Here is a 25,433-nt window from a genome sequence, read left to right as displayed (position 1 = left end):
TATTAATTAAATATGTTTTGTTTTTATAGTTTAAATCAATTGATTTCTAAGTACTTACCTGCAGAGGAAAGACTTAAGATAGCTCAAGTATTTATATTTGGTGCGGATGCTCATGAAACTCAGGTTAGAAGCTCTGGTGAGCCATACTTTACACACCCTGTAGCTGTAGCTTGTATATTGGCAGAACTTCATATGGATGTTGATACCATTATAGCCGCTTTATTGCACGACGTAGTTGAAGATACTGATCATACAGCAGAAGATATTGCGACTCTCTTTGGTGATAAGGTGGCAGAACTAGTTGAAGGTGTAACTAAGCTTACACAGATTAGACACAAAAATAAGATAGAACAGCAAGCAGAAAACTTCCGAAAAATGCTACTTTCTGTGACTAAAGATGTACGAGTGATTTTCATTAAGCTAGCCGATAGATTGCATAATATGCAAACCTTAGCTCCTCTAAAACCAGAGAAAAAACGTAGGATATCTAAAGAAACTTTAGATGTCTTTGCTCCATTAGCTCATAGACTAGGTATTAATACTCTTAAGGAGCAATTAGAGACTCTTGCATTTGAAGGAATGAATCCATATCGATATCATATTTTGGAAGAAAAAGTTAAGAAAGTAGAGAAAAATAAAGAAAAAGTATTTCAGCAGGTTAAAGATGCCTTGGCTGATAAGCTAAGTGGTATCGTTATAGATGATGGTATTAAATCACGTAAGAAAACTTTATATAGTATTTATAATAAAATGCGTAAAAAGGGAATATCATTTGATGATATAATGGATATGTATGCTTATAAAGTTATTGTTCCAAATCGTATTGATTGTTATGTTGCTCTTGGTAAAGTTCATGAGTTGTATAAGCCTATTCCTCAAAGGTTCAAAGACTATATAGCAACACCAAAAGCTAATGGTTATCGCTCTATCCATACGGTTGTTTTAGGTCCATATAATATTCCTTTAGAAATACAGATAAAAACCGATCATATGGATTGCCAAGCAGAATATGGTATTGCAGCTCATTGGAGTTATAAAATAGGTGAAAAAACTGATAAAGCATTGCAAAGATGGCTTAAAAAAATATCAGATATAAACGTATATACTGCTAGTTCAGTAGAGTTTTGGGAAAATGTTAAATCAGATATATTTAGTAATGATGTATTTGTATTTACTCCGCAGGGAGATATCGTTGATTTACCAATTAATTCAACATGTATAGATTTTGCCTATTTTATACATACTGATATTGGTAATAAGTGTATATCCGCTAAAGTTAATAGAAAGCCAGTGCCACTTAATTACCGTCTAAAACAAGGTGATAATGTTGAGATTGTTACCTCTGTAGTTGCAGATCCTAATCCAGCTTGGTTAGAATTCGCTGAGACTAGTAGGGCAAAATCCGCTATCAAAGATTTCTTGAAGCAACAATATAGAAATATTGACTATATTAGAGGTAAAGATATTGTAGAGGGAGAGCTCAGACTGCTTGGTGTGGATTTAAAAGAAGTTCCGAATGAGATTATTGATGGAGCTTTATTTAACTATGAAGGTATAGATACTATAAATCGTTTCTATTTGGATACTGGGCTTGGTTTAATTGATCCTAACAACTTCATTGATTTTATTGTTAAGCATTTTAATGATATGCGTAGTGCCTATAAGAAATCAGCAATGGCTAAAATACAAATTCGTTATGGAGATGATTCACGTATAGCAGACTGTTGCTTGCCATTACCGAATGATGAAATAGTTGGCATCGTTAATGAGGAAGGGAATGTTGAGGTTCATAGAAAAAGTTGTAATGAGCTATACTCTAAAATTAAAGATGGCAAAATTAAACAGATCTATGCTGATTGGTTTACAAATGCTGATGATGATCCTAGTTTTAGAGCTAGATTGTCTATTATGCTCAAAAACATTCCAGGTGCAATTGCTAAAATAACAGCTACCTTCGCAAGAGAAGGAGTTAATATCAGAAGTTTTGATATGATGTTTGTAGACAATAAACATGCAAAACTTGCCTGTGTAGTAGTAGTTAGAAATAGAAGAGAGCTATACTTATTAATTCGCTTAGTCAGAAAAATAGATGTTTGTGTTGATATCGAAAGAATATTAAATAAATTATTTGATATTAGTTCTAGCATTAAAAGCGTGAATTAACGTTTGTTGGTCTAAATATTCTAATTCACCACCAAAAGGAACTCCAAAACCAATTCTAGAGATTTCTATATCCTTACCAATCATTTGAGAAATAAAGTGAGCAGTTGTTTCTCCTTCTACAGTAGGGCTTATAGCTAATATAATTTCACTTATTTCTCTATTTATAATTATTTGTTCTAAAATATCGAGCTTTAGTTCATTTGGTCCTATACCATCAAGCGGAGATATTCTGCCATTTAGTACGAAGTATTTTCCTTTGAAAAAGCCTGCTTCTTCAATAGCTATTAAATCTATCATACTTTCAATTATGCATAATCTAGATTTATCTCTATTTTGGCTACTACAGATATTACAAATATCTTTTTCAGTGAGAGATTGGCAATATTTACATTTTTTAATATTTTCAGCTGCGTCTAACAGAGAGTTAGCAATTGTAATAGCAGTTTCTGGAGATTTATCAAGTAAATATAATGCAAGTCTTTGAGACGATTTTTTACCAATAGTTGGTAATTTACGCAAAGATTCTATTACAGCAGTAATTTTGGGAGAGAAAATTTGATTGTTCATTATTTAAAAGGAAAATTAAATCCATTAGGTAAGTCAATACCAGCTTCTTTCGCCATTTTATCAATATCCGCAGAGGATGAGCTATCTTCTACTTTTTTAACTGCACTATTTACAGCAGCAGCAATTAAATCTTCTAGCATTTCTTTATCTTCTGACATTAGAGAATCATCTATAGTAACTTTTTTGACATCATATTTGCCAGTCATTGTTACGCTGACAAGTCCAGCTCCAGACTCGCCTATTACTTCCATATTTTCACGCTCTTGTTGAGCTTTTTTCATTTGTTCTTGCATTTTTTGCGCTTGTTGCATTAGCTTTGACATATCAAAGTTCATTTCTAAATCCTTATTTTTTGTTCAAAATTTGTTCTACAGCCTTTAATATCTGTTCACTAGAGTCTTTTATCAATGTATTTTTTGCTTTTTGTGATATTTCTTTAAGTTTGTCTCTATCTTCATAAAGAGGTTTAATTATATCTATTAAATTCTCCAAAGTCATTTGATCTTGTCTAATACAAAATCCAGCATTATTTTTTACCATATTTTGTGCGTTAAAAAATTGATGATCATCTACAGCTGACGGTAATGGTATAAATATTGCAGGAACTCCAGCTATGGCTGATTCTGATACTGTTAGAGCTCCTGCTCTACAAATTAGTATGTCAGCCCATTCATAAGCGTCAGTCATATCAGTAATATACGCTGATATATCTTTGATATGAGTTGAGGGTACTTGATTATAATTATTTTTAGTTTCTTCAAAAGAAAGCTTGCCAGTTTGATGCCATATTTTTAGATTTATTCCTTGTTTATTAGCTTCGATAATAAGGCCAGGGATAATATTGTTTATACTTTTGGCTCCTTGGCTACCTCCTAAGACAAGAAGCTTTAGTTCACCTTTCTCAGTTATATTCTTTGTTTTATCATTAAGAGCTATAATATCCTTTCGAATAGGATTTCCTACAACTTGTGTTTTAGCTAATTGCTTAGTACAAAGTTTTTTTTGTATATTTTCCACATCAAATGCTAGGCATACTTTTGTAGCGAGTTTGGCTAATATTCTGTTTGTTAAACCTATTTTGGCATTTTGCTCATGGATTATTATAGGTATGTCCTTTTGTACAGCAGCAAGACATATAGGTCCAGATACATAACCGCCAAAACCTATGACTAAGTCAATTTTTAGTTTTTTGAGTATCTTACGCGCTTTTAGTGTACTTGATATAAGTGTAAATGGGAATGCTACTTTTCTTTTAAGTCCTTTGCCTCTAACACCAGAAGATTTAATATATTGCATATTAAAATATTCAGGTACAATGTTGGCTTCCATGTTATTAGGAGTACCAACCCACGTGACATTAGCATTATTCTCTCTTAGCATTTCAGCAACTGCAAGTGCAGGGTAGATATGTCCACCTGTACCACCAGCAGTAATAATTATATTTTTATCTTTTAAGTCCATAAATATCTACGTATTAACTTTTGATTTAACAAATTAATTTTAAAGGATTTTTATGTTATTATCATCTATTAGCTAAAAATAAACATGTTTTGTCGAAGAGGAATTATGGCAGAAATAAATCAAAACTACTTATATACAGATTCTAATTTATGGGTTGAAATTAAAGGTGATATAGCAAGAGTAGGTATAGATGATTATTCTCAGAACGAATTTGGAGAAATCGTTTATGTTGATTTACCTAAATTAGATCATGAATATGTTAAAGAAGATGAGATTTGTGTGATTGAATCTGTAAAAACAGCTTCTGATATTTACGCACCATTATCTGGAAAAATTGTAAGCATAAATAAAGAGCTAATAGACAATCCAAAACTGATCAATCAATCATGCTACATAAAAGGGTGGTTATTTGATATTGAAGTAAGCAGAAAAGAAGAAGTAAAAGAATTATTAACACCGGAAGATTATAGGAGCCATGTTGAATAAAAATTTTTTATTTGTATTTTTGTTTCTCTTTTCATTATCTAGTTATGCGAGGGATAAATACCTTAATTACTGTAAAATATACAATCCTAAAAAAGTATAGAGTATGAAACACATACTAAGATATCATTAGATTTTTGTCTTTATTATTTAGATATATGTAATAAAAAATACAATAATAAATGTGATGCAAAGATGGATGCTTATCAAGGACTATATAATACAAATAACGCATTAGAGACAATGCACGTAATATATCGTGATGATTTAGATAATTCAAATAACTAAATTTATCTTAAAAGAGTTATCGAGTATGTTGAAATAGATTTTTTGGGCTTAAATAGATAATACTTTGATTTTGGTCTAGTGAATTATAATAATTAGGCTAACATAATCAAGTTACCAAATTAGATTATAGTTACAAGAGATATATGATTCATCCAAAATATAGTTAGCTTAATTTAATAAATGTAGTCAGATAAATAAGAAATTATAAGAGAAAATTATTTTATTACACAATTTATACTGTTTAGGTCACCATTGACTAAATATGTAACACTTGTCTGGTTATTTGTAGGTAAAGGACATTTTACATACGTTGAACTATCATTTCCTTTGGCTGTAGTAGTCTTACTCCATGGTATGATAGTTATTTGATTGTTTGCTAGGTTAACATCACCTAAACTACTAGACCAAGCTCTTGCTGTTACAGTGTCATCTGAGTTGACTTGATAGAAAGGAGTATTGGCATTAATTGTTACACCTATATCTTTGTCAACAATTGGCGGATTATCTGGATCCTGCGTTGAGTTAGATACTTTAATATTTAGATCTTTCTGCCAAGCTTCTGCTCCAGTAATTTCACTAGAGATGATAAGTTTATAGTTTCCTGATTTGATATTCTCAGGCTGTAATGCCAAGTCATATGTATCCATAGGAGCTATTTCTATATCAGATTTTCTATAAACTTGATTACCATTTTCATCTTGTAGTACAACAGATACTTTGGCATTAGCTGAGCTATGAGACATTATTTTAGCATTAATATATAGCTTACCATTAGAATCGATAGAATACTCATTTTCAAAGTCGATTAGGTGTAGCTCGTTTTTAATATTTTGACTAGCTTGCTGATAGTAAAAACTAATTTGGCTATATGGTTTATCAGTAGTTTGATAAATATAAAGAGAGTTACCGTTTGGAACGACCTCATTATTATTATTTTTAACTCCTACAATTATTTGATTATCTAAATCAGAGGAGCTAAGAGTATTTATTTTATTAGTTAATTCAATGAATAAGTTGTTTGTACTTATTGCTTTTGGAACTGTTAGTAGAGGATATTCATACATGGTACCATCTTTGAATAATTATAACGTGATCTTATCACCTTCTTTGATATTCAACGGGTTTATAGTAAATTTAGTTGCTTCTACTGGAAATTTATCTGTAGGAGCAGTTTGCTGTTCTGCATCTTTAATATACTCCCAAGGTCCCCATTGCTCAGCTCCTGGTTGCTGACCTGGATTTACATACCATTTATTTTGATATATCTTATTTTCAAATACTACTTTGGTACCCGTAGTAGGATATGACTTAGTAGCATCGTATGCTGGTATGCTGGATCCCTCTGAGCCATTATTAGGATCAGTAATATCACCATTTGGTAGGATAATAGTACCAGGCAGGTTTATCATTTGTAAAATCTAAGTCTAATAGATTATAAAAGCTCATTCTAGTATAATCCACATCCCACTCAGCCATTATGATTTGATAACCTGATCTATTTGGTAATGTACATGTAAACGTTAAGCCATCTTGAGGTGGTTGATTGGGAGCTATCCATGTAGGTTGTGGATCATAACAGTTCAAAGGCTGTTCTTCAAAACTGTCACGAGTAAGTAATTTATCTAGGTTCCAGTTAGGTTTAGTTATATAAAACTTGAAATGTTTACTTTTATGATTAGCTGTGAATTGCTATTTGATCTTTAATGGCTGTCCTGGCTAGACAACAGTTTTTGCCCAACGACTTTGTTGCTGTTCATCTAATGTTTCAAAACCAGCAACATCAGCACTCCCTATATTATTATCTAAAGCACCTAAGTTAAATAGTTCATCCACTTGTTCTATTGATTGCGGTTCATATTGAGCTCTTGAGCCATAATCTTTATTTTTTCCCTCTTTACATAGTAAGGCACGAGAAGCAGGGCTTTCAACATATCCGTGTGAATATGCTTGGGTACTAGCTAATAAAATTAATCTAGTAGCTAAAGTGATTTTATTTAGTTTCATGATAAGACTCCTTATCTATATTTTTTAATAAAACAGATATTAAAATTAATACCTGCAATTACAATCTTATCAATTGTTTCTACAAAATCAAAATATAGTAAAATCATTAATTTTAGGTTACAAGAATTTAATAAATATAGCTGTTTTATGTATGGTTAATAATGATTGGGAGAAAAATATATCTTTGTTTTAATATTTTTTTAATGTTTTATGATTTCATAAACTATCTATTGACTTGTAATTAAATTTTATGCTCGATGATAATTATATTTTATTGGATATTTTATTTTAATAATATTTTTATATGAAATATCTTTATATTTTGAGATTAAATATTATAGTGCTTGAAATGATAAATAATTTACATAACATAGCCTATAACATATAATATACGCTGTATAAATTTCGATAACTTTATTAAATAAATAAGACTTAGTGTGTATGATAAATATTAAATTTCCAGGTGGATCTATACGAGAATTTGAAAGTGGTGTTAATTCTTTACAAATAGCAAAATCTATTTCACCAAGCTTAGCTAAGATAACAGTCGGTGCCTATATCGATAATCAGTTATTTGATGCAAAAGATGTTATAAATCATGATTGTGAGTTAAGACTTATAACTACAAAAGATACAGAAGGTCTAGAAATTTTAAGGCATTCATGTGCTCATCTTTTAGCTAATGCTGTTAAAGAGCTATATCCAAATACTGAAGTAACTATAGGACCTGTTATAGATAACGGATTCTACTATGATTTTTCATTTAAAGAGACTATAGGTGAAGCAGATTTAGCAAACATAGAAAAGAGAATGAAAGAAATTGCTAAAAAAGGGACTTCTATAAGTTACAGAGTTGTGTCTAAAGAAGATGCTATAGCGTTTTTTAAAGAACAAGGAGAAAATTATAAAGTTGATATAATTGATAGTATTCCAGCAGATCAACAAATTAAGATTTATACTCAAAGTGATTTTAGTGATCTATGTCGTGGTCCTCATGTACCAAGCACAGCAGCTATTAAAGCATTTAAGTTAACGAAGTTAGCCGGAGCGTACTGGAGAGGCGATTCTAACAATGAAATGCTCACAAGAATATATGGTACTTGTTGGGCTACTAAAGAAGATTTAGATCAATATCTGCATATGTTAGAAGAAGCAGAGAAACGTGATCATAGAAAAATTGGTAAAGCTTTAGATCTATTTCACTTCCAAGAAGACTCGCTAGGTATTGCATTCTGGCATAATAATGGCGTGAGAATTTGGCGTGAAGTAGAAGATTATATGAGAGCTTCTAACAAGAAATATGGTTGTGGTGAAATTCGTACTCCATTAATAGCAGATTTTAGCTTATGGGAAAAGTCAGGGCATGCTTCAAGGTATGCTGAGAATATGTTTGCGACAAAGTCTGAAAATAGAGATTTTGCAATTCGTCCAATGAATTGTCCAACTTGTGTACAAGTTTATAATACTAAATTACATAGTTATCGAGATCTACCGATTAGAATGGCAGAGTTTGGTATAGTGCATAGAAATGAACCTTCTGGTTCTTTACATGGTTTGATGAGAGTTAGAAGTTTTACACAAGATGATGGACATATATTTTGTGCTCCAGAACAGGTGGAAGAAGAAGTGATTCTAATGGTCAAACAATGTTTTGAAGTATACAAAGATTTTGGTTTTAATGATTTTACTGTCAAAATTGCACTTAGACCAGAGAATAGAATAGGGAGCGATGAAACTTGGGATAAGTCTGAGCAAATGCTTAAAAATGCTCTTGATGCTAACAAAGTTGCTTATGAGCTACTACCAGGTGAAGGAGCATTTTACGGACCTAAAATTGAGTTTCATCTAAAAGATGCTATAGGTAGAAGTTGGCAATGTGGCACTATACAGCTAGATTTTTCTATGCCTGATAGATTAGGAGCTACATATATTGATAGGAATGGTAACAAACAAGTTCCTGTAATGTTACACAGAGCTATTGTGGGATCACTAGAAAGATTTATTGGTATACTAATAGAGCATTATGCAGGAAATATGCCACTATGGTTAACTCCAGTGCAAGTTGCTGTAATGGGTATTAGTAATCATCAAGATGAGTACTGTCAAAAAGTCTTTGAAACCCTAGAAAAAAATGGTATTCGAGCAAAATTAGACTTGAGAAATGAGAAAATAGGGTTTAAAATACGTGAGCATACTCTTTTGCGCGAGCCTTACCTTGTTATACTTGGTAAAAGTGAGCAGGAGCAAGGGATTGTTACAATAAGAAAACATAATGGTGAAGATCTAGGACAGATGTCTATAGGTGATTTTTGTGCTTTCTTGAATGAACAAATTGAAGCTAAAAAATAATAATTTCTGTGGAGGAAAAAGTTATTAAAACAACGGATAAAAAAGCACCTATAAATGAGCAAATTAAAGCTAAAGAGGTGCGCCTAGTTGGTGTTGATGGTCAGCAAATAGGTGTTGTATCTATCAGCGAAGCTTTAGCATTGGCTGAAGAGGCTAATGTTGATTTGGTTGAAATGGTAGTAAATGCTAATCCGCCAGTTTGTCGTTTGATGGACTACGGTAAGTTCTTGTTTGAACAAGGCAAGAAAAAAGCACAAGCGAAAAAAAACCAAAAGCAGACACAGATCAAAGAGATTAAACTTAGACCTGTGACTGATGTAGGGGATTACCAGGTAAAACTACGCAACCTGATAAAATTCCTTGAAAAAGGCGATAAAGTAAAAGTCACATTAAAATTCAGAGGCAGAGAAATGTCACATAATGAGCTAGGCATGCAAATGCTTCAGCGTATGGCAACTGATGCGGCTGAGTACGGTGTGGTGGAACACCAACCTAAAATGGAAGGTCGTCAAATGATTATGGTTTTAGGACCAAAGAAAAAGTAGTAAATCAAAATAATAACAATTAATACAATGCGGAGTATTTAAAAATGCCTAAGTTAAAAACTAAGAGTGGTGCTGCTAAGCGCTTTAAAAAGACTGGTAAAGGTGGTTTCAAGCACCGTTGTGCAAATCGTGCTCATATCAATACTAAAATGACAACTAAGAGAAAGCGTCATTTAAGAGGTATGAATCAAGTAGCTAAAGTTGATACTGCTAGTTTAGTTCAACAAATGCCTTACGCATAAGTTTGTTTATCAATTTTTAAAGTGGAGACTAAATCATGTCAAGAGTAAAAAGAGGCGTAACAGCACGCGCACGTCATAAGAAGGTTTTAAAACAAGCTAAAGGTTATTATGGTGCTCGTTCAAGAGTATATAGAGTAGCTAAACAAGCTGTAATTAAAGCGGGTCAATATGCTTATAGAGACCGTAAAGTTAAGAAAAGAACATTCAGATCACTTTGGATTGTTCGTATCAATGCTGCTGCTAGACAACACGATATTAGCTATAGCAAATTAATCAACGGTTTAAATAAAGCGGGTGTTGAATTAGATAGAAAAGCATTAGCTGAGCTTGCTGTATATAACAAAGATGTATTTGCTGCAGTAGTTGAAAAAGCTAAAGCTGCTTTAGCTTAATTGAGTATTCTAATCAAATTTTTTCTTTATAAAATATTGTGAAATTTATAAATCCCTTACTTGTTAAAAGGCTTTTTTTACTCTTTTTTTTAAGTATAGGGATTTTTGTGTTTTTAATTTTTAACGGTTATAAATATTTAGATATAGATAAGATTAATTCAGCGTACTATGATGCTAGTTCTTATATAGATGGCCATATAGTACTTGCGTCTTTAAGTTATGCTTGTATATATATTTTAACAGTGTTCTTTTCTATTCCAATCAAACCATTTTTAAAAATACTTGCAGGACTTTTGTTTGGGTTAATATTGGGCTTTTTTATTTGTCTATTCTCAGCTACATTAGGAGCTATGTTGGCTTTTTTAATCATTAAATACAATTGGGGAGAAGTGCAGACAAACCCAAGATTTAAGATTGTTTCAAGATTTAAATTTTTGGTAGAAAATTATCCTGTGTCTATATTGTTGATTTCTAGAATTTTACCAATTCCTTTTTTTGTTCCAAATATTCTGGCAGGAATTTTAAAAGTTAAAAACAGTATCTTCTTTTTGACTACTTTGATTGGCATTATTCCCATAACATTTATATATGTATGGTTTGGAGTTCATTTTAAGAGTTCTCATCAGGGGCAAGCTAATTTATTTGATTACAAATTTATAATAGCCATTATAGTCTTGTTGATATTGGCATTATTCCCTTTTATATTTAAATTTATTTTAGAGCGAAAAAAAAGTACTTAGATTATTATTCATAAGTTTAAGCGTATTTGGTAAGTCCTTTTATTTTATAAACTTTAAGCTTGATATAACGAACTAATGATCGATCTTGTATGTGCAAGACTTCTTTAGCATTGCGCGGATGTACTTTTTCAATATCAATAATAGATTTATTAAGCATCAGTCCATGTGTGTGAGTTAATAGCTTATTTTTATTTGCAAAAGGGTTGTGATATAAAACAGATGAGAGTTCTTGATTAATTTTTTCTAATTTTTTGTCATAAGGATTGCTTACTACACCTATAATAGCAAAGTTTACATCTGTATCTTCATATTTTTTCTCATCATAATAATTTTGACTATTTGTAAAGATATCTTCACTATTTATAGGTGCTTTAGTTATAGCTTCTGCATTCACTTGTGAAAACTGAACACATCCTGCAACAGCAAAAGGAGATTTAAGTTGAGTATAAATTTGTTTATAGATATCTGCAAGAGTACTTTCTGTATCAAATGAGAAATATTTTGCTATATAGCTTACAGAGGTGTTTTTGGGAATGATGAATATTCTAGTCAGGCAAGGGAGTTAATCTGCAAACACCTTAATAAAGTATAATGTAGAGGTATATTTTGTTGCTGGAGGAACTCTTGCTAATCTGATATGTATTTCAAGTATTTTGAATCCATATGAGGCTGTAATTTCTGCTAGTAGTGGGCATATTGCTTTACGTGAGGCTGGTGCAATTGAGGCTACAGGACATAAGATTATTTCAGTTTTTTTCTGATAATGGAAAATTAATATCTAATGATATCAAAGAAGTTATTAAAAATAACTCTCATGCTCCTCATATGGCAAAACCTAAATTAGTATATATTTCTAACTCAACAGAATTAGGAACTATATACAAAAGAAGAATTACAGAAGCTATCAGAGGTTTGTAAACAAAATAATTTATTATTATTTATTGATGGTGCAAGATTGGGTGCGGCATTGACTGCTAAAGATAGTGATTTAAGTTTAGCTGATATTGCAGAGTTTTCAGATATATTTTGGATTGGTGGGACTAAAGCTGGAATTTTATTTGGAGAAGCAATAGTTATTCCAAATAAAAATCTAGCTGAAGAGTTTGGATTTAATATTAAGCAAAGAGGAGCGCTATTAGTAAAAGGTAGAGTGTTAGGACTTCAATTTAGGGAGTTATTTTCTAATAATCTTTTTTTTGATCTAGCAAGTCATGCAAATAATATGGCAGAGAAACTTTCTAAAGGAATAGTTAATGCTGGTTATATGCTCTTACAACCTGTAGAGAGCAATTAAATTTTTGCTACATTACCAAACACAATGATAAAAGTACTTCAGGAAAAATTTACTTTCTTTGTAATGAGTGAAATTGATAATAAAAACTCATTAGTAAGATTAGTTACTTCTTGAGCTACAGTTGAAGAAAAGGTGAATTAATTTATTGAAACTATAGTTAGTTAGCATATTTGAACATATATTATATTTAAAGAGGTATATGCATGGCAATACAACATATAATTGATGTAAAAACTAAAAATTTAGGTGTTTTGAAGTTAGAAGAGTCTTACCTACATCAAAGCAGAGAATGGTAGGTCCATGGATATTTTTTGATCATTTTGGACCGACTGAATTATTAAGTGGCGATGATGGCATAAATGTTAAACCTCATCCTCATATTAATTTAGCAACAGTTACTTATCTGTTTGAAGGAGAGATATTCCATCGAGATTCGTTAGGTAATGCTCAACCAATATTACCTGGAGAAATAAATATTATGGTAGCTGGTAAGGGTATAACGCATTCTGAACGTGAAAGAGAAGAATTAAAGTTAAAAACCCGAACTCTTCATGGGATTCAACTTTGGCATGCTTTACCTGAAGCATTTGAAGAAATTTCACCTGCTTTCTATAATTATCGTAATGATGAATTACCAAAATTTATCAATAATAGTAGTGTAAGCTTTAAGCTTTTAATTAGTGATGCTTATGGATATAGCTCTCCAGTTAAAACATATTGTCAAACTTTATATATTGAGGTTAATATTCCTAAAAATCTTTCCATTGATCTTCCTATAGAAGAAGAATTAGCAATTTATGTTATTAAGGGTAGGGTTGAATATAATAAGCAAATAATAAATAGTTATACTATGCTTATAATAGATAGTTTAAATCTTTATAAGTTAGATGCTTTATTAGATTCTCATATTGTTATAATTAGTGGAGATAAGCTTTCGCATAGATTTATAGAATGGAATTTTGTCTCAAGTAATAAAGATAGAATCAAAAAAGTAAAAGATGATTGGAAAAATAGCAGGTTTAAAAAAGTATATGGTGATGAGGAAGAGTTTATTCCACTACCATAATAAAAGAATTAAAAACTTTCAATACTACCATCTTTCTTAGCCATAATTACAGTGTCAGCAGGTTTAAGGGCAAAGATACCATTAGTTACAATACCTGTAATTTGATTTAGTTCAGTTTCAAGCTTTAGAGGGTTGTCTATTTTTAGATTATATACATCGAGAATTACGTTACCATTGTCAGTAATAGTTTGTTCTCTATATACAGGTTGACCACCTAGCTTAACTATCTCCCTAGCAACATAACTTCTAGCCATTGGGATAACTTCTACAGGAAGAATAAACTTTCCTAGAGTATTTACTTTTTTAGATTCATCAATAATGCAGATGAATTTTTTTGCTGCTGCAACACATATTTTCTCACGCGTAAGAGCAGCACCACCACCTTTAATTAGTTCTTTGTGGTTATTACACTCATCAGCACCATCAATATATAAATCAATCTCGCCAGCATAGTTAAGATCAACTACATCAAAACCTAATGCTTTAAGTTTTGATGTAGAATCTTCAGAACTTGATACAACTGATTTTATTTTATCTTTGTAATTTACAAGTTCTTCAATCAGAAAAGTTACAGTACTTCCTGTACCAACTCCTAAAACAATTTCTGATTTAATATGTTTTGCAGCTTCTATAGCTGCAGCTTTTTTTAACTCATTTTGATTATTTTTTTTATTAAAAAACATTTTAGAATTTTCTCTTGTTAAATATTTTACTAAAAACACTTCCTTTGACTATATATACAATAGTACATGCGATAGCTGCTATAAACTGCCATAGAATAGGCATTGGTAAAAATATATAGCCAATAGCTATAATGATGCATATAAATGGTATGAGAATTCTTAGTGTTATATTAAATATAGGTGATAATTTAGTATTTGTATTTTTGAGTATCTCGTAACTAAGTCTTTGTGCATCATAAATCCAGCCAGTGATAAATACATCAAATAGGAAAATGAAAATGATGATGATGTGGAGAGCAATCATGTTAGAAAAATCAATATAAGCAATACCTGACTCTATAAAAAATGTAGTTATAATAAAAGGAATTAATAGAATTAGTAGCTTAGTATATAGCTTAGTACCGATTTGGAAAATATACTTCAAGGATGTAACAAAAACAACAAGATTAAGAATAGTAAATATTACTTCAAGTAGTAGATAATACATAGGATAGTTTATTTTAACTATTGTGAAAATAGTCGTGATTTGTAAACCCTCTATAGGTTGAAGATAACTTCTATAGTCGCCTAATATAGCATATATGGTTATACATATCATAAATGAAAAGACTATATTGTAGAATATACTTTTAAAGGCACTGGTTTTTAACTTACCAAAATCATTGCCACCAATATTTATAATGTTTTTATAAAATGCTACGGAGATAAGGTTGCTTAGTATTGCATAAAGTAAAGCTAGTCCAAACATGGAGCGAAGCTGCTCAACTTTTTGATAATTTATATCAAAAAGAAAATCCTTTATTCCAATAATTCCTTGAGGTGTATATATTACAATTAACATTAGAATAGTTACTAAATATAGTGATATATGAGCTGTGGTTTTTAGCGTCTCATTCAGGTTTATCTTTTGCTTATCAGCAAGTATGAACATCAAAAAAATGGCAGCAAATACAGCGAGTAGAGATGTGTATATTGGAAAATTACTACTAAACTGAAGGCTCTGGTCACTTAATCTATCTATTGCGGGTATATTATCAAAAAAATCTAAAACATAAGTAGACATATTAAACATAACAAGAGCTACAAGAATAATCATTATACCGGTTAATAAGATACTGATAGGTCTAAATTTAGAGCTGCCAGTAATTTTATAAACTAATTTACTATGTAAATTTAAGTCAGGATAAGCTTTTTGAAAATATATTGCTATTAGGTTCATTGGGTAGCATAGTAGCACTAAAAATGCTATATAGGCATAAAAAAACTCTAATCCATTGTATTTAAAAACATTTGAAAAAAATCCAAAACTGAAACATATAGAGGCAGATACAAGTCCGGTAACTAGAGGTGTTGAAGTCTGTTTAATATTCATTAAATCTTCCTGTTTGATGCTAGTTGATAGCGCAGTAGTTACCGCGGAATGTTATGTTTATGATCAGCTTAGTATTTTTGTTATATGAAACCCAAGTCGTGCACATTAAAGCCCCAAATTGAACAAAATGAGGATTTCTGTTTGCCATTATTAAGCTATTCATTGGGCTTCCAGCATAAGCAGGAGTATTTGGATTAACCGCTTTGCGTACATATACATAAGTCTCGATATCAGGATCTGGTGAGACTTGAATTACATTGTTAGGCATGCCGAATTCTTGGGTATAGGAATAGATATTTTTACCAATCCATGCTTTTTGTTGATCTATATATTTTTGCTTTGTAGCACATGAAAGAAGTGCTGATGCTAATACTGTTAAAACTACTATCTTAAAAAAGTCTTTTATCATAATAAATACTTCCTATTTTATAAAACCAGTTTTTTTCATGTATATAGTCAATAATGACACAGCTGCAGGAGTAACTCCAGGAATTCGAGATGCTTCACCAAGAGTAGTAGGTCTTTGTTCTGTTAATTTTTGAAGCACTTCATTAGATAAACCCTTAACTTGTGAATAGTCGAAGTTTTCTGGTATCGCTTTTAATTCTAGTGTTGAAATTTTAGCTATATCTTTATTTTGACGCTCTATATAGCCAGAATATTTGGCAGATATTTCTATTTGTTCAATTATATCTTCATTCTCTAGCTTTAAGTTTATATCAGGAATTTGCTGTAATTTTTTATAGTCTAATTCAGGACGTTTTAACAAATCAAAAAGAGTGCTTTCTCGAGTCATTTTCTTATCTAAAAATTTTTCTAAATCACGAGCTTTTTGTGTTTGAGGACCTATCCAAGTATTTTTCATCATAGTTATATTTTCATCTATAGATGTTTTTTTATTGATAAAAAACTCTTGATCTTGCTTGTTTAGCAGCCCTAGTTCACATGCTTTATCCGATAGTCTTAGATCTGCATTATCTTCACGTAAAATTAGTCTATACTCGGCACGAGATGTAAACATACGATAAGGCTCTTTGGTACCTTTTGTTATCAAATCATCTATCAAAACACCCATGTAGCTATTTGAGCGCGTTGGATACCATGATTTATCACTATCTATACTAATTGCAGCATTAATTCCAGCTACTAAACCTTGGGCACCTGCCTCCTCGTAGCCTGTAGTACCATTGATTTGTCCTGCAAAAAATAAGTTTTTGATATGTTTAGTCTCAAGTGTAGGTTTGAGATCTCTAGGATCAAAGAAATCATATTCTATTGCATAACCAGGTCTCATAATAAAGGCATTTTCGAAGCCTTTAATTGAGCGTATATAGTCACATTGTACTTCAAATGGTAGGCTAGTTGATAAACCATTTGGATATAGTTCAATGCTATTTAACCCTTCAGGTTCGACAAAGATTTGATGTCTGTCTTTTTCTGCAAATCTGACCACTTTATCTTCAATAGATGGACAGTAACGAGGACCTATACCTTCTATTAGTCCACCATACATTGCCGATTTATCAAGATTATTTGTAATAATTTCATGAGTCTTTGAGTTGGTGTAGGTTATATAGCAAGGTATTTGTCTTAGATGCTCAATCTTTCCTTTTGAAAAAAATGAAAAATATGGTGTTGGAGTATCACCGTGTTGCACATCCATAACGCTAAAATTGACACTTCGGCAGTCTATACGTGGAGGGGTACCTGTTTTAAGTCTATCAACTCTAAACGGCAATGCTCTTAAGCGAGCAGCTAATGCATTTGATGGTTGATCTCCCGCACGACCTCCTTCCTTAGATACTTTGCCGATATGTATTTTACCTCCTAAGAATGTACCTACAGTGAGTACAACCTTTTTTGATTTGAAAGTGATGCCCATTTTAGTTATAAAGCCACATACTATATCATTCTCAACGACCAAATCGTCTACGGAGTCTTGGAAAATATCTAAATTCTCTTGATCATTTAGTAGAGAGTTAATAGCTTTTTTATATAGTACTCTATCTGCTTGAGCTCTTGTTGCTCTTACAGCCGGGCCTTTACGAGAATTTAAAATTCTAAATTGGATACCTGCCATATCAATAGCTTTTGCCATGATACCACCCATAGCATCAATCTCTTTAACAAGGTGGCCTTTGCCAATTCCACCAATAGCAGGGTTGCAAGACATTTGTCCAATTGTGTCAATATTGTGAGTAAGTAATAGGGTTTTTGCGCCTATACGTGCCGAAGCAGCCGCGGCTTCAACGCCCGCATGACCGCCACCAACAACAATAACATCATAAGTGTTGTTATAAATCATAAAGATATAAGTATGTATTTTATTTAAATGCTACTAAATTTTACTACATTTTAAAGCAAAAATAACTACTCTAATGATATTAATTAAGCAACTTTTACAATATAATTCCTACCATATTAAGTATCCTAAAAGTTGATTTATAAGTGCTTAGCATCAGTGAAATATATCATAAATATGTTGACCAAGATCCTATGAAAGTATTTCAAAATGGAGCTATCAAATCTGCAATTATACTTTTTTCATTTTTAGGTATTACAGCATTTTTTGATATCGATAAAAATCTTGTTATTATAATTATCTTGTTCATGGCTAATTTGGCTGGAAGTATTCTATTAGGAAGTATACAAGCCAAACGTTTAGCCTTTGTACTATATATGATTATAGCTATAGTCATCGTCAATATATCTCCATATGTCCATCCTCTTTTTGAAACTAACTTTATGCTAATAGTATTTGTCGCTTTTATAGCATTTTGGTTTAGAAGGTTTGGAGAAGCATTTGCTGTATTTCCCATGATGATTGTTGTTATAACTTGTATCTGTTTTGTGCGTTATCCGTTGGAAAAAGATAATCACTTACATTTTATTCTCACAGCGATTGTGATTGGTTTGATTGTTTATCTAGTGATTATCAGAAACTACAAGTTAATGAAAGCTGATGATGTTAGTAAAGTATTTAATGAGTTTTTGAAAAATTTTGTGCGTAACTATATTGATACATTTGAAAAGTCAAAATATAGAAGATTTACTCAATCAAATATCGTTGAAGTAAGTAATTTGAAATATCAAAATATAAATTCATTTAAAAATCATGGTTTGATGTTTTTACGTAAAAGTCATCAGGAACAGTGGCGCTATTTAAGTCATAATTTGATAGTTTTTAATCGTTTAACATCAAAGTTTCTATTAGTTTATAAAAAACTTACTGTTGATTATGTCCGCTTGGAATTTGAAGAAAATGAGTCAAAAAATCTATCACAAGATTTGGAGAAAATTTATAAAAATACAATGTTTTTGATGTTATATATACAAAAGTCTACTGAGATTTTTGAAAAAAAGTCAGAAGATATATCTCATCTTAAATATAAGTTTGAAATGAACTATATCCATAAATATCAAAATGATAAACAAAAAAGGAAGCTTTTGTTTAGTAGTTTATTATTTTTAGATGATATGCTGATCGGTTTAGAAAATATTAGAGAGGCATACTATGATCTTATTTAAAGATAGGTATATAGATAAACTCTCTGATACAACATTATTGGCTATAAGAGTTTTTGTGGCATCTATCGTGGGGTTAATAGTTTGTTATTTAATATTTAGTTTAAGTGGCGATGATGGCTTTATGGATAGAATATACTGGGTAGTTATCGCAGTAGTAAGTGTTGCTGCTAGTACGAGTACTAGTGTGGTTTATACTAGAGCTAAAGCGATTGTTATTTTCTCATTATTAGGTACTTCAATAGGATCTGTAATATTGTTACTAATCCAAAAAAATATACCACATAACTTTACATTGGTTGCTGGTTTATGCTGCTTTGCTTTAGCGTTGTATGTGTACACTATGTTTTTAAATTATGCGACTAGTGTTTTTTTTATACATGTTTATTTAGTAATGTATTTTGGATTATTTATTGGCTGGGATAAAGAATTATTCTTTGTTAGAGTAACTTGTGTAGCTATAGGGACGTTAAGTATAGTTCTGATAACATTCCTCACTAGAGGACGAAAAAATAAGGTACTTTTTAGTAGAGATATGTATAGAATTTATTCTGAACTTAAAGATCTTGTGAATAAAGTTGATCGTAGTGTTGAAAATAGAAAAATTATTTTTTTAATCGAAAAAAATATTAAACTTAATGAAATGCTAGTAAATGCTAAGTATGAGTTTTCTGATACGAAAAAATATTATGAATATAAGAAAATATTGATACTTATAGATGAGTTGCTCATTAACTTGAGAACGTATCGAACTCTATTTATGCAACAAAAAAAGCATGATGATAGTTTATATAAGGAATTTGTGCATTTTACTAAAGAGCAAATTCAAAGTAATTTTAAGAAAATAGCTATTAGATATGATAGATTATTAGCTCAAAAATAAGTTTAGTTTAGCTCACTTTTATTAGTGTATTCTTTATTGAAATTAATTTTGAGATAACTTATCAATGAGCTGATTCTTTTGAGTTGATATTTTACAGGTAGTGAAACAACAGAAAGTTTTGTTTCCTCTCTATATTCAGATAGTATTTCGACTAATTTACCATTTTTGATATCAGCATTTACATAGATATCAACTAACCTTGTGATTCCTAATCCTAAAAGAGTAGCTTGTTTCATAACTCTACCATTAGTTGCATGAAAACCATTATTATGAATATGTAGAGTATATTTATCATTTATAGATTTGAAATTCCATTGCTTAGTACTGCCGTAAATTAGAGGTATATCTTCAAGCTGTCTTGGATCAGATATTTTGGTATATTTCTCAATAAAATCTTTACTAGCTACATATTTAGTAAAAACTGTTCGAAGAGGAGATACTATTAAATTTGAGTCAGGCAGATTACCCATCCGGATAACCAAGTCGTAATCACTATCTATAAGGCTGATTCTGTCGCTAGAAAAATCTAAGTGGATACTAACTTTAGGATGTAGTTGCTGGAATTTCAAAACTAAAGGAGCAATAACATCTTCACCAATAATTCCTCCAACACAATTGATTTTTATATTACCACTTATTTCATTATGTTCTTGGCTAGTTAATAGTGTTGCTATATCAAGGTCTTGGAGAGCCTTCTTACATTTTTTATAATAATCCTGTCCTATTTCAGTAAGACGAATATGACTGGTGCTTCTATATAGTAGTTGAACTTTAGGATGGTTTTCTAAGTCCTTAATATTTTGGCTTAGGTTTGATTCGGCCATTCCTAATATATCTGCTGCCTTTGTGAAGCTTTGCTGTTCATCGACGTGAATGAAACAGTGAGTACCTCGCCAATGAATATTGTTCATTATTTAATAACAATGTTTTATGATTGTTGGTATTTATCAGTTTAATAAGTTTATATACAATTTACAATCATTAAAACGATGTGAAAATTAAAACAAAAATATAGGAGAAATAATATGACTAAATCATTAGTTGTAATCACAGGAGCAAGTTCTGGAATTGGTGCGGCAATTGCAAAAAGATTTTCTGAAGCAGGCCATTCGCTTTTACTAATAGGTAGAAGAATAGAAAAAATAGAGGAATTAAATTTATCTAACACAATGATTCGTAAGGTAGATGTGACAGATGCTCAAGCTCTAAAAAATGCTATAAAAGAAGCTGAAGCTGAATATGGTCCAGTTGAGTTGTTGGTTAATAATGCAGGTTTAATGTTGCTTGGTCAAATCGATACACAAGACCCTATTGAATGGCAAAAGATGTACGAAGTTAATGTATTGGCATTATTGAATGGTATTCAATCTGTATTAGGTGATATGAAAGCAAGAAAAAGTGGGACAATTATAAATATCAGCTCAATTGCTGGCAAGAAATCGTTCCCTAATCACGCTGCATATGTTGGTACAAAATTTGCAGTATCCTCAATGAGTGAAAATATACGTGAAGAAGTTGCTGATGATAATGTTAGAATAATGACAATTTGTCCAGGTGCTGTAGAAACTGAGCTTTTAAGTCATACAACGTCTGATCAGATTAAATCAGATTATGAAAGCTGGAAAGAGTCTATGGGTGGGGTTTTAGTAGCAGATGATATTGCTCGTACAGCTATATTTATGTTTAGCCAACCACAAAATATAAATATACGAGAAGTTGTAATTGCTGCAACTAGACAGCCCGCATAATGTTACTTTAGAAATATAAAAAATATTCTTTAGAGCTTCTATTAAGTTTTTAAACAAGTTTATTTGTAATATTCAAAATTATTAATCATTATAAAGGTATGTTAAAATTATAAGCTAATAATTTAATTAAATATGAGCTTATTTTTTGATGTTTCAAAATCAAAATTTTTTATTTTATGACTTAGAAACTACTGGTATTAACAATTCTTTTGACCAAGTATTACAATTTGCTGCGATTCGTACAGATTTTGACTTTAATGAAATTGGAAGGTTTAATTTTTTTGTGAAGCTAAATCCTGATACAACTCCATCTCCAATTGCAACGATAACACATCATATTTCTATTGCTCAAGCAAATACTGGTGTGTCAGAATATCAGGCAATTAGAAAAATTTATAAAATCATAAATACACCAGGGACTATTAGTATAGGTTATAATACTCTTGGTTTTGATGATGAGTTTTTGAGATTTGCTTTTTATAAAAATATGCTACCTCCATATAGTCATCAGTTTAAAAATGGTTGTTCAAGGGCTGATTTGTTTCCAATAGTTACTTGCTATTATTTATTTTGTAATGATGTTCTTAAGTGGCCTAAAGCTCTTGATGAAGAAGGACAGCAGAAAATATCTTTGAAGTTAGAAAATTTAAATACTGAAAATAATCTCTATAGTGGTGGTAGAGCTCATGATGCTATTACAGACGTGATTGTCACAGTAGAGTTAGCTAAAAAGTTAAGAATTGCTAATCCTAAAATATGGCAGTTTTTATTGGCAAAGTTTAATAAGCAAAATGATGAAAATACTCTAGCTCAACTAGATATCGGTGTAGAAGTTGGAGGTATTGGGTATAGGCAAGCAATTACTGTAAGTGGAGTTTTCGGTTTTAAAAATAATTTTATGTCAGCCATATTAGATATTGGTCAGCACAGACACTATAAAAATCAAGAGATATTTCTTCGCTTAGATAGTTATGATTTTAAAGATTTTATAGAAGAGTTTGGCAGTTTAGAAGCAGAACATTGGCAACTGACTGTAAATAAGAAATGGGGTGATATTCCGCTAATATTACCTGCTAAAACCCGTTTTGTGGGGAGTTTGCCTCAAGATAGACTAGATTTGATAAAGACGAACAAAGAATTTATAAGAAGCAATCCAGAAATATTTTCCAATTTTGTTGATTATGTACTGGAATATAAGTATCCAGAGATTGAAAGTGTTGATATAGATGCAGCGATTTATCAAAGTGACTTTATGAGTGCCGCTGATGAAAGGGGTTGTGATAAATTTCATACTTCACAAATTTATCAAAAAGCGCAAATGCTTAATCAATTACCAAAATCTTATTATGACAGAGCTGTTAGGATAATTGGTAGATTAGACTTTTCAAAACTACCTGATAAAGCCCAAATGGAGTTTCAAGATTATCTAAATAAGATTGTTAGCCTAGATAATGATGAGCTTTTGATTGATCATAAAGGTAGAACTCGCAAAACTTTGGAAGATATCTATCAAGAAATGCAAGATTTACGCATGAATCGTGATCTAACAGAAGAACAACAAGCTTTGCTATATGAGTTAGAGGAGTATTTATTTTAGATGAATAAATTCAACCTAGTAATAAAGTATGCTCCAGCTGGTGATCAGCCAAATGCAATTAAATCCTTAGTTGAAGGTATTAATAATGGCTTACAGCATCAGGTTTTGCTAGGAGTTACAGGCTCTGGTAAAACATATACTATGGCAAATGTGATTCAACAAACACAAAAATCATGTTTGATTGTTGCACATAACAAAACTTTGGCAGCTCAATTATATTCTGAGTTTAAGCAATATTTCCCAGATAATGCAGTTGAGTATTTTGTGTCATATTACGATTATTATCAGCCTGAGGCTTATGTTGCAGCTTCTGATACCTATATAGAAAAAGATTCATCTGTAAATGAGCATATTGAACAAATGCGTCTGTCAGCTACAAAAGCAATACTTGAACGTAATGATGTAATTATAGTCGCAACCGTATCGGCTATTTATGGTCTAGGCGATCCTGAGCAATATATGCAAATGCTTTTGCACCTAAAAGTAGGTGAAGAGCTAGGGCTAAAAAAAGCTCAAACTAAGTTAGTAGAGATGCAATATTCGCGTAATGATATGGATTTCAGTCGCGGAAGCTTTCGAGTAAGGGGAGAAGTATTAGATATATTCCCAGCAGACTCTGAGAAAGATGCTATTCGAGTAGAGTTTTTTGATGATGAGATTGAAGCGATAAGTGTGATCGATTCATTAACTTCCAAAAAAATTAAAACATTACACAGAGCAACAATATTCCCAAGTACGCATTATGTTGCATCAAAAGAGCGCAAAGATATAGTTATAGAAGAGATCAAAGCAGAACTTAAAGAAAGAGTTAAATATTTTGAGGAAGAGGGTAAATTACTTGAAGCTCAAAGAATAGAACAACGTACTAAGTATGATATTGAAATGATTCAAGAGCTTGGCTACTGTACAGGTATAGAAAATTATTCAAGATTATTATCAGGTAGAGCTCCTGGTGATCCACCACCAACATTGATTGACTACTTACCAGAAAATGCCTTAGTTATAGTTGATGAGTCGCATGTGACATTACCACAGTTTGGAGGAATGTATAAGGGGGATTTATCGCGTAAATCAAACCTTGTTAACTATGGTTTTAGGTTACCTTCTGCTTTAGATAATAGACCTTTGAAATTTAATGAGTTTGAGAGTTTGTTACCTCAGACAATATATGTATCTGCGACACCAGCTAATTATGAACTTGAAAAGTCTCAAAATACTGTAGAGCAAGTAATCAGACCAACTGGTTTATTAGATCCTGAAGTCTTTGTAAGACCTGTAGCTATACAAGTAGAAGATGCTTTATCAGAGATAAATAAAGCTATAGCCAAAGAAGAAAGAATTTTGATAACTACTTTAACCAAAAAAATGGCAGAGAATTTAACAGAGTATCTATCTGAGCATGGCGTTAATGTTAGATATTTACATTCTGATATCGATACTGTTGAGAGAGTCCAAATTATTCATAATTTGCGTCATGGTGTATTTGATGTGCTAGTGGGTATCAACCTTCTTAGAGAGGGGCTTGATATGCCAGAAGTCGGAGTTTTATTAATTTTTGATGCTGATAAGGAAGGGTTTTTGCGTTCTGAGAAATCTCTAATTCAAACTATCGGACGTGTGGCTAGAAACCAAAATGGTAGAGCTATTTTGTATGCGGATGTAGTTACAAAGTCTATGAAAAAAGCCATGGATGAAACTCTACGTCGTCGTCAACTTCAAGATGAATATAATAAGAAACACAATATTACGCCTAAAACAATCATCAAGAGTATAGATGATATGTTAGATAGTTCTCCAGAGATGCAAAAACGTGCATATAAAAATAATTCGCGCTTAAAGGTTGATGATGTAGATGTTTCGGCTATACTAAGTATGACTGAAGCTTCGAAGGTTATTAAAGCTCTAGAAAAACGAATGAGAGCTTATGCAAAAGAGCTTGAATTCGAGCAAGCAACAGCAATTAGAGACAAGATAACTGAAATAAAGCAGAAGTTTATTAATTTATAATTTTACGATTTTTAAACAAAGTAT

General features: G+C 31.4%; 23 protein-coding genes and 3 pseudogenes. 16 read left to right on the top strand and 10 right to left on the bottom strand.

Features of this window, described 5'->3' with window-relative positions:
* The first annotated feature begins 12 nt into the window (after positions 1 to 12).
* A complete protein-coding gene (locus tag FNO12_RS06110) occupies positions 13 to 2,163 on the top strand; it encodes a RelA/SpoT family protein (RefSeq protein WP_014715535.1) in 2,151 nt (716 codons plus the stop codon).
* Here FNO12_RS06110 and recR read toward each other — a convergent pair.
* From recR to murG, 3 genes are read right to left on the bottom strand one after another with little or no spacing between them, the layout of a single operon-like run.
* The gene (recR, locus tag FNO12_RS06105; protein WP_014715536.1) at positions 2,125 to 2,730 is read right to left on the bottom strand and encodes a recombination mediator RecR; all 606 of its coding nucleotides are present in this window, start codon (positions 2,728 to 2,730) and stop codon (positions 2,125 to 2,127) included. The two genes, FNO12_RS06110 and recR, sit on opposite strands and share 39 nt — an antisense overlap.
* The gene (locus FNO12_RS06100; RefSeq protein WP_014715537.1) at positions 2,730 to 3,065 is read right to left on the bottom strand and encodes a YbaB/EbfC family nucleoid-associated protein; all 336 of its coding nucleotides are present in this window, start codon (positions 3,063 to 3,065) and stop codon (positions 2,730 to 2,732) included. Before FNO12_RS06100 ends, recR begins: the two co-directional genes overlap by 1 nt.
* Positions 3,066 to 3,075: 10 nt before the next feature.
* The gene (murG, locus tag FNO12_RS06095) at positions 3,076 to 4,191 is read right to left on the bottom strand and encodes an undecaprenyldiphospho-muramoylpentapeptide beta-N-acetylglucosaminyltransferase (RefSeq protein ID WP_014715538.1); all 1,116 of its coding nucleotides are present in this window, start codon (positions 4,189 to 4,191) and stop codon (positions 3,076 to 3,078) included.
* A gap of 105 nt (positions 4,192 to 4,296) precedes the next feature.
* On the opposite strand from murG, the gene gcvH reads away from it, so the two are divergent.
* Positions 4,297 to 4,677: a glycine cleavage system protein GcvH gene (gene gcvH, locus FNO12_RS06090; RefSeq protein ID WP_014715539.1), complete on the top strand. Its 381-nt coding sequence runs from the start codon at positions 4,297 to 4,299 to the stop codon at positions 4,675 to 4,677.
* Positions 4,667 to 4,962: pseudogene (locus FNO12_RS06085) on the top strand (hypothetical protein). The gene gcvH and the pseudogene FNO12_RS06085 overlap by 11 nt, the downstream one beginning before the upstream one ends.
* A gap of 215 nt (positions 4,963 to 5,177) precedes the next feature.
* On the opposite strand, the pseudogene FNO12_RS11585 reads toward FNO12_RS06085, so the two are convergent.
* Positions 5,178 to 6,966, bottom strand: a pseudogene (locus FNO12_RS11585) (lytic polysaccharide monooxygenase).
* A 441-nt stretch (positions 6,967 to 7,407) separates the two neighbouring features.
* Here FNO12_RS11585 and thrS point away from each other — a divergent pair.
* Genes thrS through FNO12_RS06055 form a run of 5 tightly spaced genes read left to right on the top strand, consistent with a single transcriptional unit; the run spans position 7,408 to position 11,234 of the window.
* Positions 7,408 to 9,315 carry a threonine--tRNA ligase gene (thrS, locus tag FNO12_RS06075; RefSeq protein ID WP_014715540.1) on the top strand — a complete coding sequence of 636 codons (1,908 nt, stop codon included), beginning with the start codon at positions 7,408 to 7,410 and terminating at the stop codon, positions 9,313 to 9,315.
* Positions 9,316 to 9,317: 2 nt separating this feature from the next.
* Positions 9,318 to 9,860 carry a translation initiation factor IF-3 gene (gene infC, locus FNO12_RS06070; protein ID WP_437438075.1) on the top strand — a complete coding sequence of 181 codons (543 nt, stop codon included), beginning with the start codon at positions 9,318 to 9,320 and terminating at the stop codon, positions 9,858 to 9,860.
* Positions 9,861 to 9,904: 44 nt separating this feature from the next.
* Positions 9,905 to 10,102 carry a 50S ribosomal protein L35 gene (gene rpmI / locus FNO12_RS06065; protein WP_003034330.1) on the top strand — a complete coding sequence of 66 codons (198 nt, stop codon included), beginning with the start codon at positions 9,905 to 9,907 and terminating at the stop codon, positions 10,100 to 10,102.
* A 35-nt stretch (positions 10,103 to 10,137) separates the two neighbouring features.
* Entirely contained in the window at positions 10,138 to 10,494 is a 357-nt protein-coding gene (gene rplT, locus FNO12_RS06060; protein WP_014715541.1) for a 50S ribosomal protein L20, read from the top strand.
* Positions 10,495 to 10,532: 38 nt separating this feature from the next.
* Positions 10,533 to 11,234 carry a TVP38/TMEM64 family protein gene (locus FNO12_RS06055; protein WP_174805284.1) on the top strand — a complete coding sequence of 234 codons (702 nt, stop codon included), beginning with the start codon at positions 10,533 to 10,535 and terminating at the stop codon, positions 11,232 to 11,234.
* A gap of 16 nt (positions 11,235 to 11,250) precedes the next feature.
* On the opposite strand, the gene FNO12_RS06050 is transcribed toward FNO12_RS06055, so the two are convergent.
* On the bottom strand, positions 11,251 to 11,628 hold the full coding sequence (locus FNO12_RS06050; protein ID WP_014715543.1) for a hypothetical protein: 378 nt from the start codon (positions 11,626 to 11,628) through the stop codon (positions 11,251 to 11,253).
* 326 nt (positions 11,629 to 11,954) lie between these two features.
* On the opposite strand from FNO12_RS06050, the gene FNO12_RS10890 reads away from it, so the two are divergent.
* The 3 genes and pseudogenes from FNO12_RS10890 (at position 11,955) to FNO12_RS06040 (ending at position 13,594) form a co-directional block, all read left to right on the top strand.
* Entirely contained in the window at positions 11,955 to 12,152 is a 198-nt protein-coding gene (locus tag FNO12_RS10890; RefSeq protein ID WP_030005671.1) for a hypothetical protein, read from the top strand.
* A 19-nt stretch (positions 12,153 to 12,171) separates the two neighbouring features.
* Positions 12,172 to 12,528: pseudogene (locus FNO12_RS10885) on the top strand (threonine aldolase); the annotation flags it as partial.
* Between the two features lie 289 nt (positions 12,529 to 12,817).
* Positions 12,818 to 13,594 (top strand): pirin family protein, encoded by a 777-nt coding sequence (locus FNO12_RS06040; protein WP_014715544.1) that lies wholly within the window; start codon positions 12,818 to 12,820, stop codon positions 13,592 to 13,594.
* An 8-nt stretch (positions 13,595 to 13,602) separates the two neighbouring features.
* Here the strand turns inward: FNO12_RS06040 and rpiA are convergent, their stop codons facing one another.
* Genes rpiA through mnmG form a run of 4 tightly spaced genes read right to left on the bottom strand, consistent with a single transcriptional unit; the run spans position 13,603 to position 17,954 of the window.
* Entirely contained in the window at positions 13,603 to 14,277 is a 675-nt protein-coding gene (gene rpiA, locus FNO12_RS06035) for a ribose-5-phosphate isomerase RpiA (RefSeq protein WP_014715545.1), read from the bottom strand.
* A gap of 1 nt (position 14,278) precedes the next feature.
* The gene (locus FNO12_RS06030) at positions 14,279 to 15,649 is read right to left on the bottom strand and encodes a hypothetical protein (protein ID WP_014715546.1); all 1,371 of its coding nucleotides are present in this window, start codon (positions 15,647 to 15,649) and stop codon (positions 14,279 to 14,281) included.
* A 19-nt stretch (positions 15,650 to 15,668) separates the two neighbouring features.
* A complete protein-coding gene (locus tag FNO12_RS06025) occupies positions 15,669 to 16,058 on the bottom strand; it encodes a hypothetical protein (protein WP_014715547.1) in 390 nt (129 codons plus the stop codon).
* A 12-nt stretch (positions 16,059 to 16,070) separates the two neighbouring features.
* Positions 16,071 to 17,954, bottom strand: coding sequence for a tRNA uridine-5-carboxymethylaminomethyl(34) synthesis enzyme MnmG (mnmG, locus tag FNO12_RS06020; protein ID WP_014715548.1), 1,884 nt, complete (start codon positions 17,952 to 17,954; stop codon positions 16,071 to 16,073).
* 143 nt (positions 17,955 to 18,097) lie between these two features.
* Here mnmG and FNO12_RS06015 point away from each other — a divergent pair, with 143 nt between their 5' ends.
* Positions 18,098 to 19,177, top strand: coding sequence for a hypothetical protein (locus FNO12_RS06015; RefSeq protein WP_030005668.1), 1,080 nt, complete (start codon positions 18,098 to 18,100; stop codon positions 19,175 to 19,177).
* Positions 19,164 to 20,057, top strand: coding sequence for an FUSC family protein (locus tag FNO12_RS06010; RefSeq protein ID WP_014715550.1), 894 nt, complete (start codon positions 19,164 to 19,166; stop codon positions 20,055 to 20,057). Before FNO12_RS06015 ends, FNO12_RS06010 begins: the two co-directional genes overlap by 14 nt.
* Before the next feature lie 2 nt (positions 20,058 to 20,059).
* On the opposite strand, the gene FNO12_RS06005 is transcribed toward FNO12_RS06010, so the two are convergent.
* Positions 20,060 to 20,968: a LysR family transcriptional regulator gene (locus FNO12_RS06005; protein ID WP_030005667.1), complete on the bottom strand. Its 909-nt coding sequence runs from the start codon at positions 20,966 to 20,968 to the stop codon at positions 20,060 to 20,062.
* A 114-nt stretch (positions 20,969 to 21,082) separates the two neighbouring features.
* On the opposite strand from FNO12_RS06005, the gene FNO12_RS06000 reads away from it, so the two are divergent.
* From FNO12_RS06000 to uvrB, 3 genes are all read left to right on the top strand, one after another.
* Positions 21,083 to 21,805, top strand: coding sequence for an SDR family oxidoreductase (locus tag FNO12_RS06000; RefSeq protein WP_014715552.1), 723 nt, complete (start codon positions 21,083 to 21,085; stop codon positions 21,803 to 21,805).
* A 148-nt stretch (positions 21,806 to 21,953) separates the two neighbouring features.
* Entirely contained in the window at positions 21,954 to 23,402 is a 1,449-nt protein-coding gene (locus tag FNO12_RS05995) for an exodeoxyribonuclease I (protein ID WP_014715553.1), read from the top strand.
* Positions 23,403 to 25,409: an excinuclease ABC subunit UvrB gene (gene uvrB / locus FNO12_RS05990; protein ID WP_014715554.1), complete on the top strand. Its 2,007-nt coding sequence runs from the start codon at positions 23,403 to 23,405 to the stop codon at positions 25,407 to 25,409.
* The last annotated feature ends 24 nt before the right edge of the window (positions 25,410 to 25,433 follow it).

It is taken from the genome of Francisella orientalis FNO12 (assembly GCF_001042525.2).
Taxonomy (GTDB): domain Bacteria; phylum Pseudomonadota; class Gammaproteobacteria; order Francisellales; family Francisellaceae; genus Francisella; species Francisella orientalis.
Note: the sequence above shows the minus strand (reverse complement) of the source record. Positions and strands in the feature narration are given on the sequence as shown.

What these genes read in the sequence shown, in the direction of transcription:
- gcvH (WP_014715539.1), top strand. Translation starts at nt 4,297, where the DNA reads ATGGCAGAAATAAATCAAAACTACTTATATACAGATTCTAATTTATGG.
- FNO12_RS06040 (WP_014715544.1), top strand. Translation starts at nt 12,818, where the DNA reads ATGGTAGGTCCATGGATATTTTTTGATCATTTTGGACCGACTGAATTA.
- FNO12_RS05995 (WP_014715553.1), top strand. Translation starts at nt 21,954, where the DNA reads ATGTTTCAAAATCAAAATTTTTTATTTTATGACTTAGAAACTACTGGT.
- FNO12_RS06000 (WP_014715552.1), top strand. Translation starts at nt 21,083, where the DNA reads ATGACTAAATCATTAGTTGTAATCACAGGAGCAAGTTCTGGAATTGGT.
- rpiA (WP_014715545.1), bottom strand. Translation starts at nt 14,277, where the DNA reads ATGTTTTTTAATAAAAAAAATAATCAAAATGAGTTAAAAAAAGCTGCA.
- FNO12_RS06025 (WP_014715547.1), bottom strand. Translation starts at nt 16,058, where the DNA reads ATGATAAAAGACTTTTTTAAGATAGTAGTTTTAACAGTATTAGCATCA.
- mnmG (WP_014715548.1), bottom strand. Translation starts at nt 17,954, where the DNA reads ATGATTTATAACAACACTTATGATGTTATTGTTGTTGGTGGCGGTCAT.
- FNO12_RS06110 (WP_014715535.1), top strand. Translation starts at nt 13, where the DNA reads ATGTTTTGTTTTTATAGTTTAAATCAATTGATTTCTAAGTACTTACCT.
- rpmI (WP_003034330.1), top strand. Translation starts at nt 9,905, where the DNA reads ATGCCTAAGTTAAAAACTAAGAGTGGTGCTGCTAAGCGCTTTAAAAAG.
- thrS (WP_014715540.1), top strand. Translation starts at nt 7,408, where the DNA reads ATGATAAATATTAAATTTCCAGGTGGATCTATACGAGAATTTGAAAGT.
- rplT (WP_014715541.1), top strand. Translation starts at nt 10,138, where the DNA reads ATGTCAAGAGTAAAAAGAGGCGTAACAGCACGCGCACGTCATAAGAAG.
- FNO12_RS06030 (WP_014715546.1), bottom strand. Translation starts at nt 15,649, where the DNA reads ATGAATATTAAACAGACTTCAACACCTCTAGTTACCGGACTTGTATCT.
- recR (WP_014715536.1), bottom strand. Translation starts at nt 2,730, where the DNA reads ATGAACAATCAAATTTTCTCTCCCAAAATTACTGCTGTAATAGAATCT.
- FNO12_RS06010 (WP_014715550.1), top strand. Translation starts at nt 19,164, where the DNA reads ATGATCTTATTTAAAGATAGGTATATAGATAAACTCTCTGATACAACA.
- uvrB (WP_014715554.1), top strand. Translation starts at nt 23,403, where the DNA reads ATGAATAAATTCAACCTAGTAATAAAGTATGCTCCAGCTGGTGATCAG.
- murG (WP_014715538.1), bottom strand. Translation starts at nt 4,191, where the DNA reads ATGGACTTAAAAGATAAAAATATAATTATTACTGCTGGTGGTACAGGT.
- FNO12_RS06100 (WP_014715537.1), bottom strand. Translation starts at nt 3,065, where the DNA reads ATGAACTTTGATATGTCAAAGCTAATGCAACAAGCGCAAAAAATGCAA.
- FNO12_RS06005 (WP_030005667.1), bottom strand. Translation starts at nt 20,968, where the DNA reads ATGAACAATATTCATTGGCGAGGTACTCACTGTTTCATTCACGTCGAT.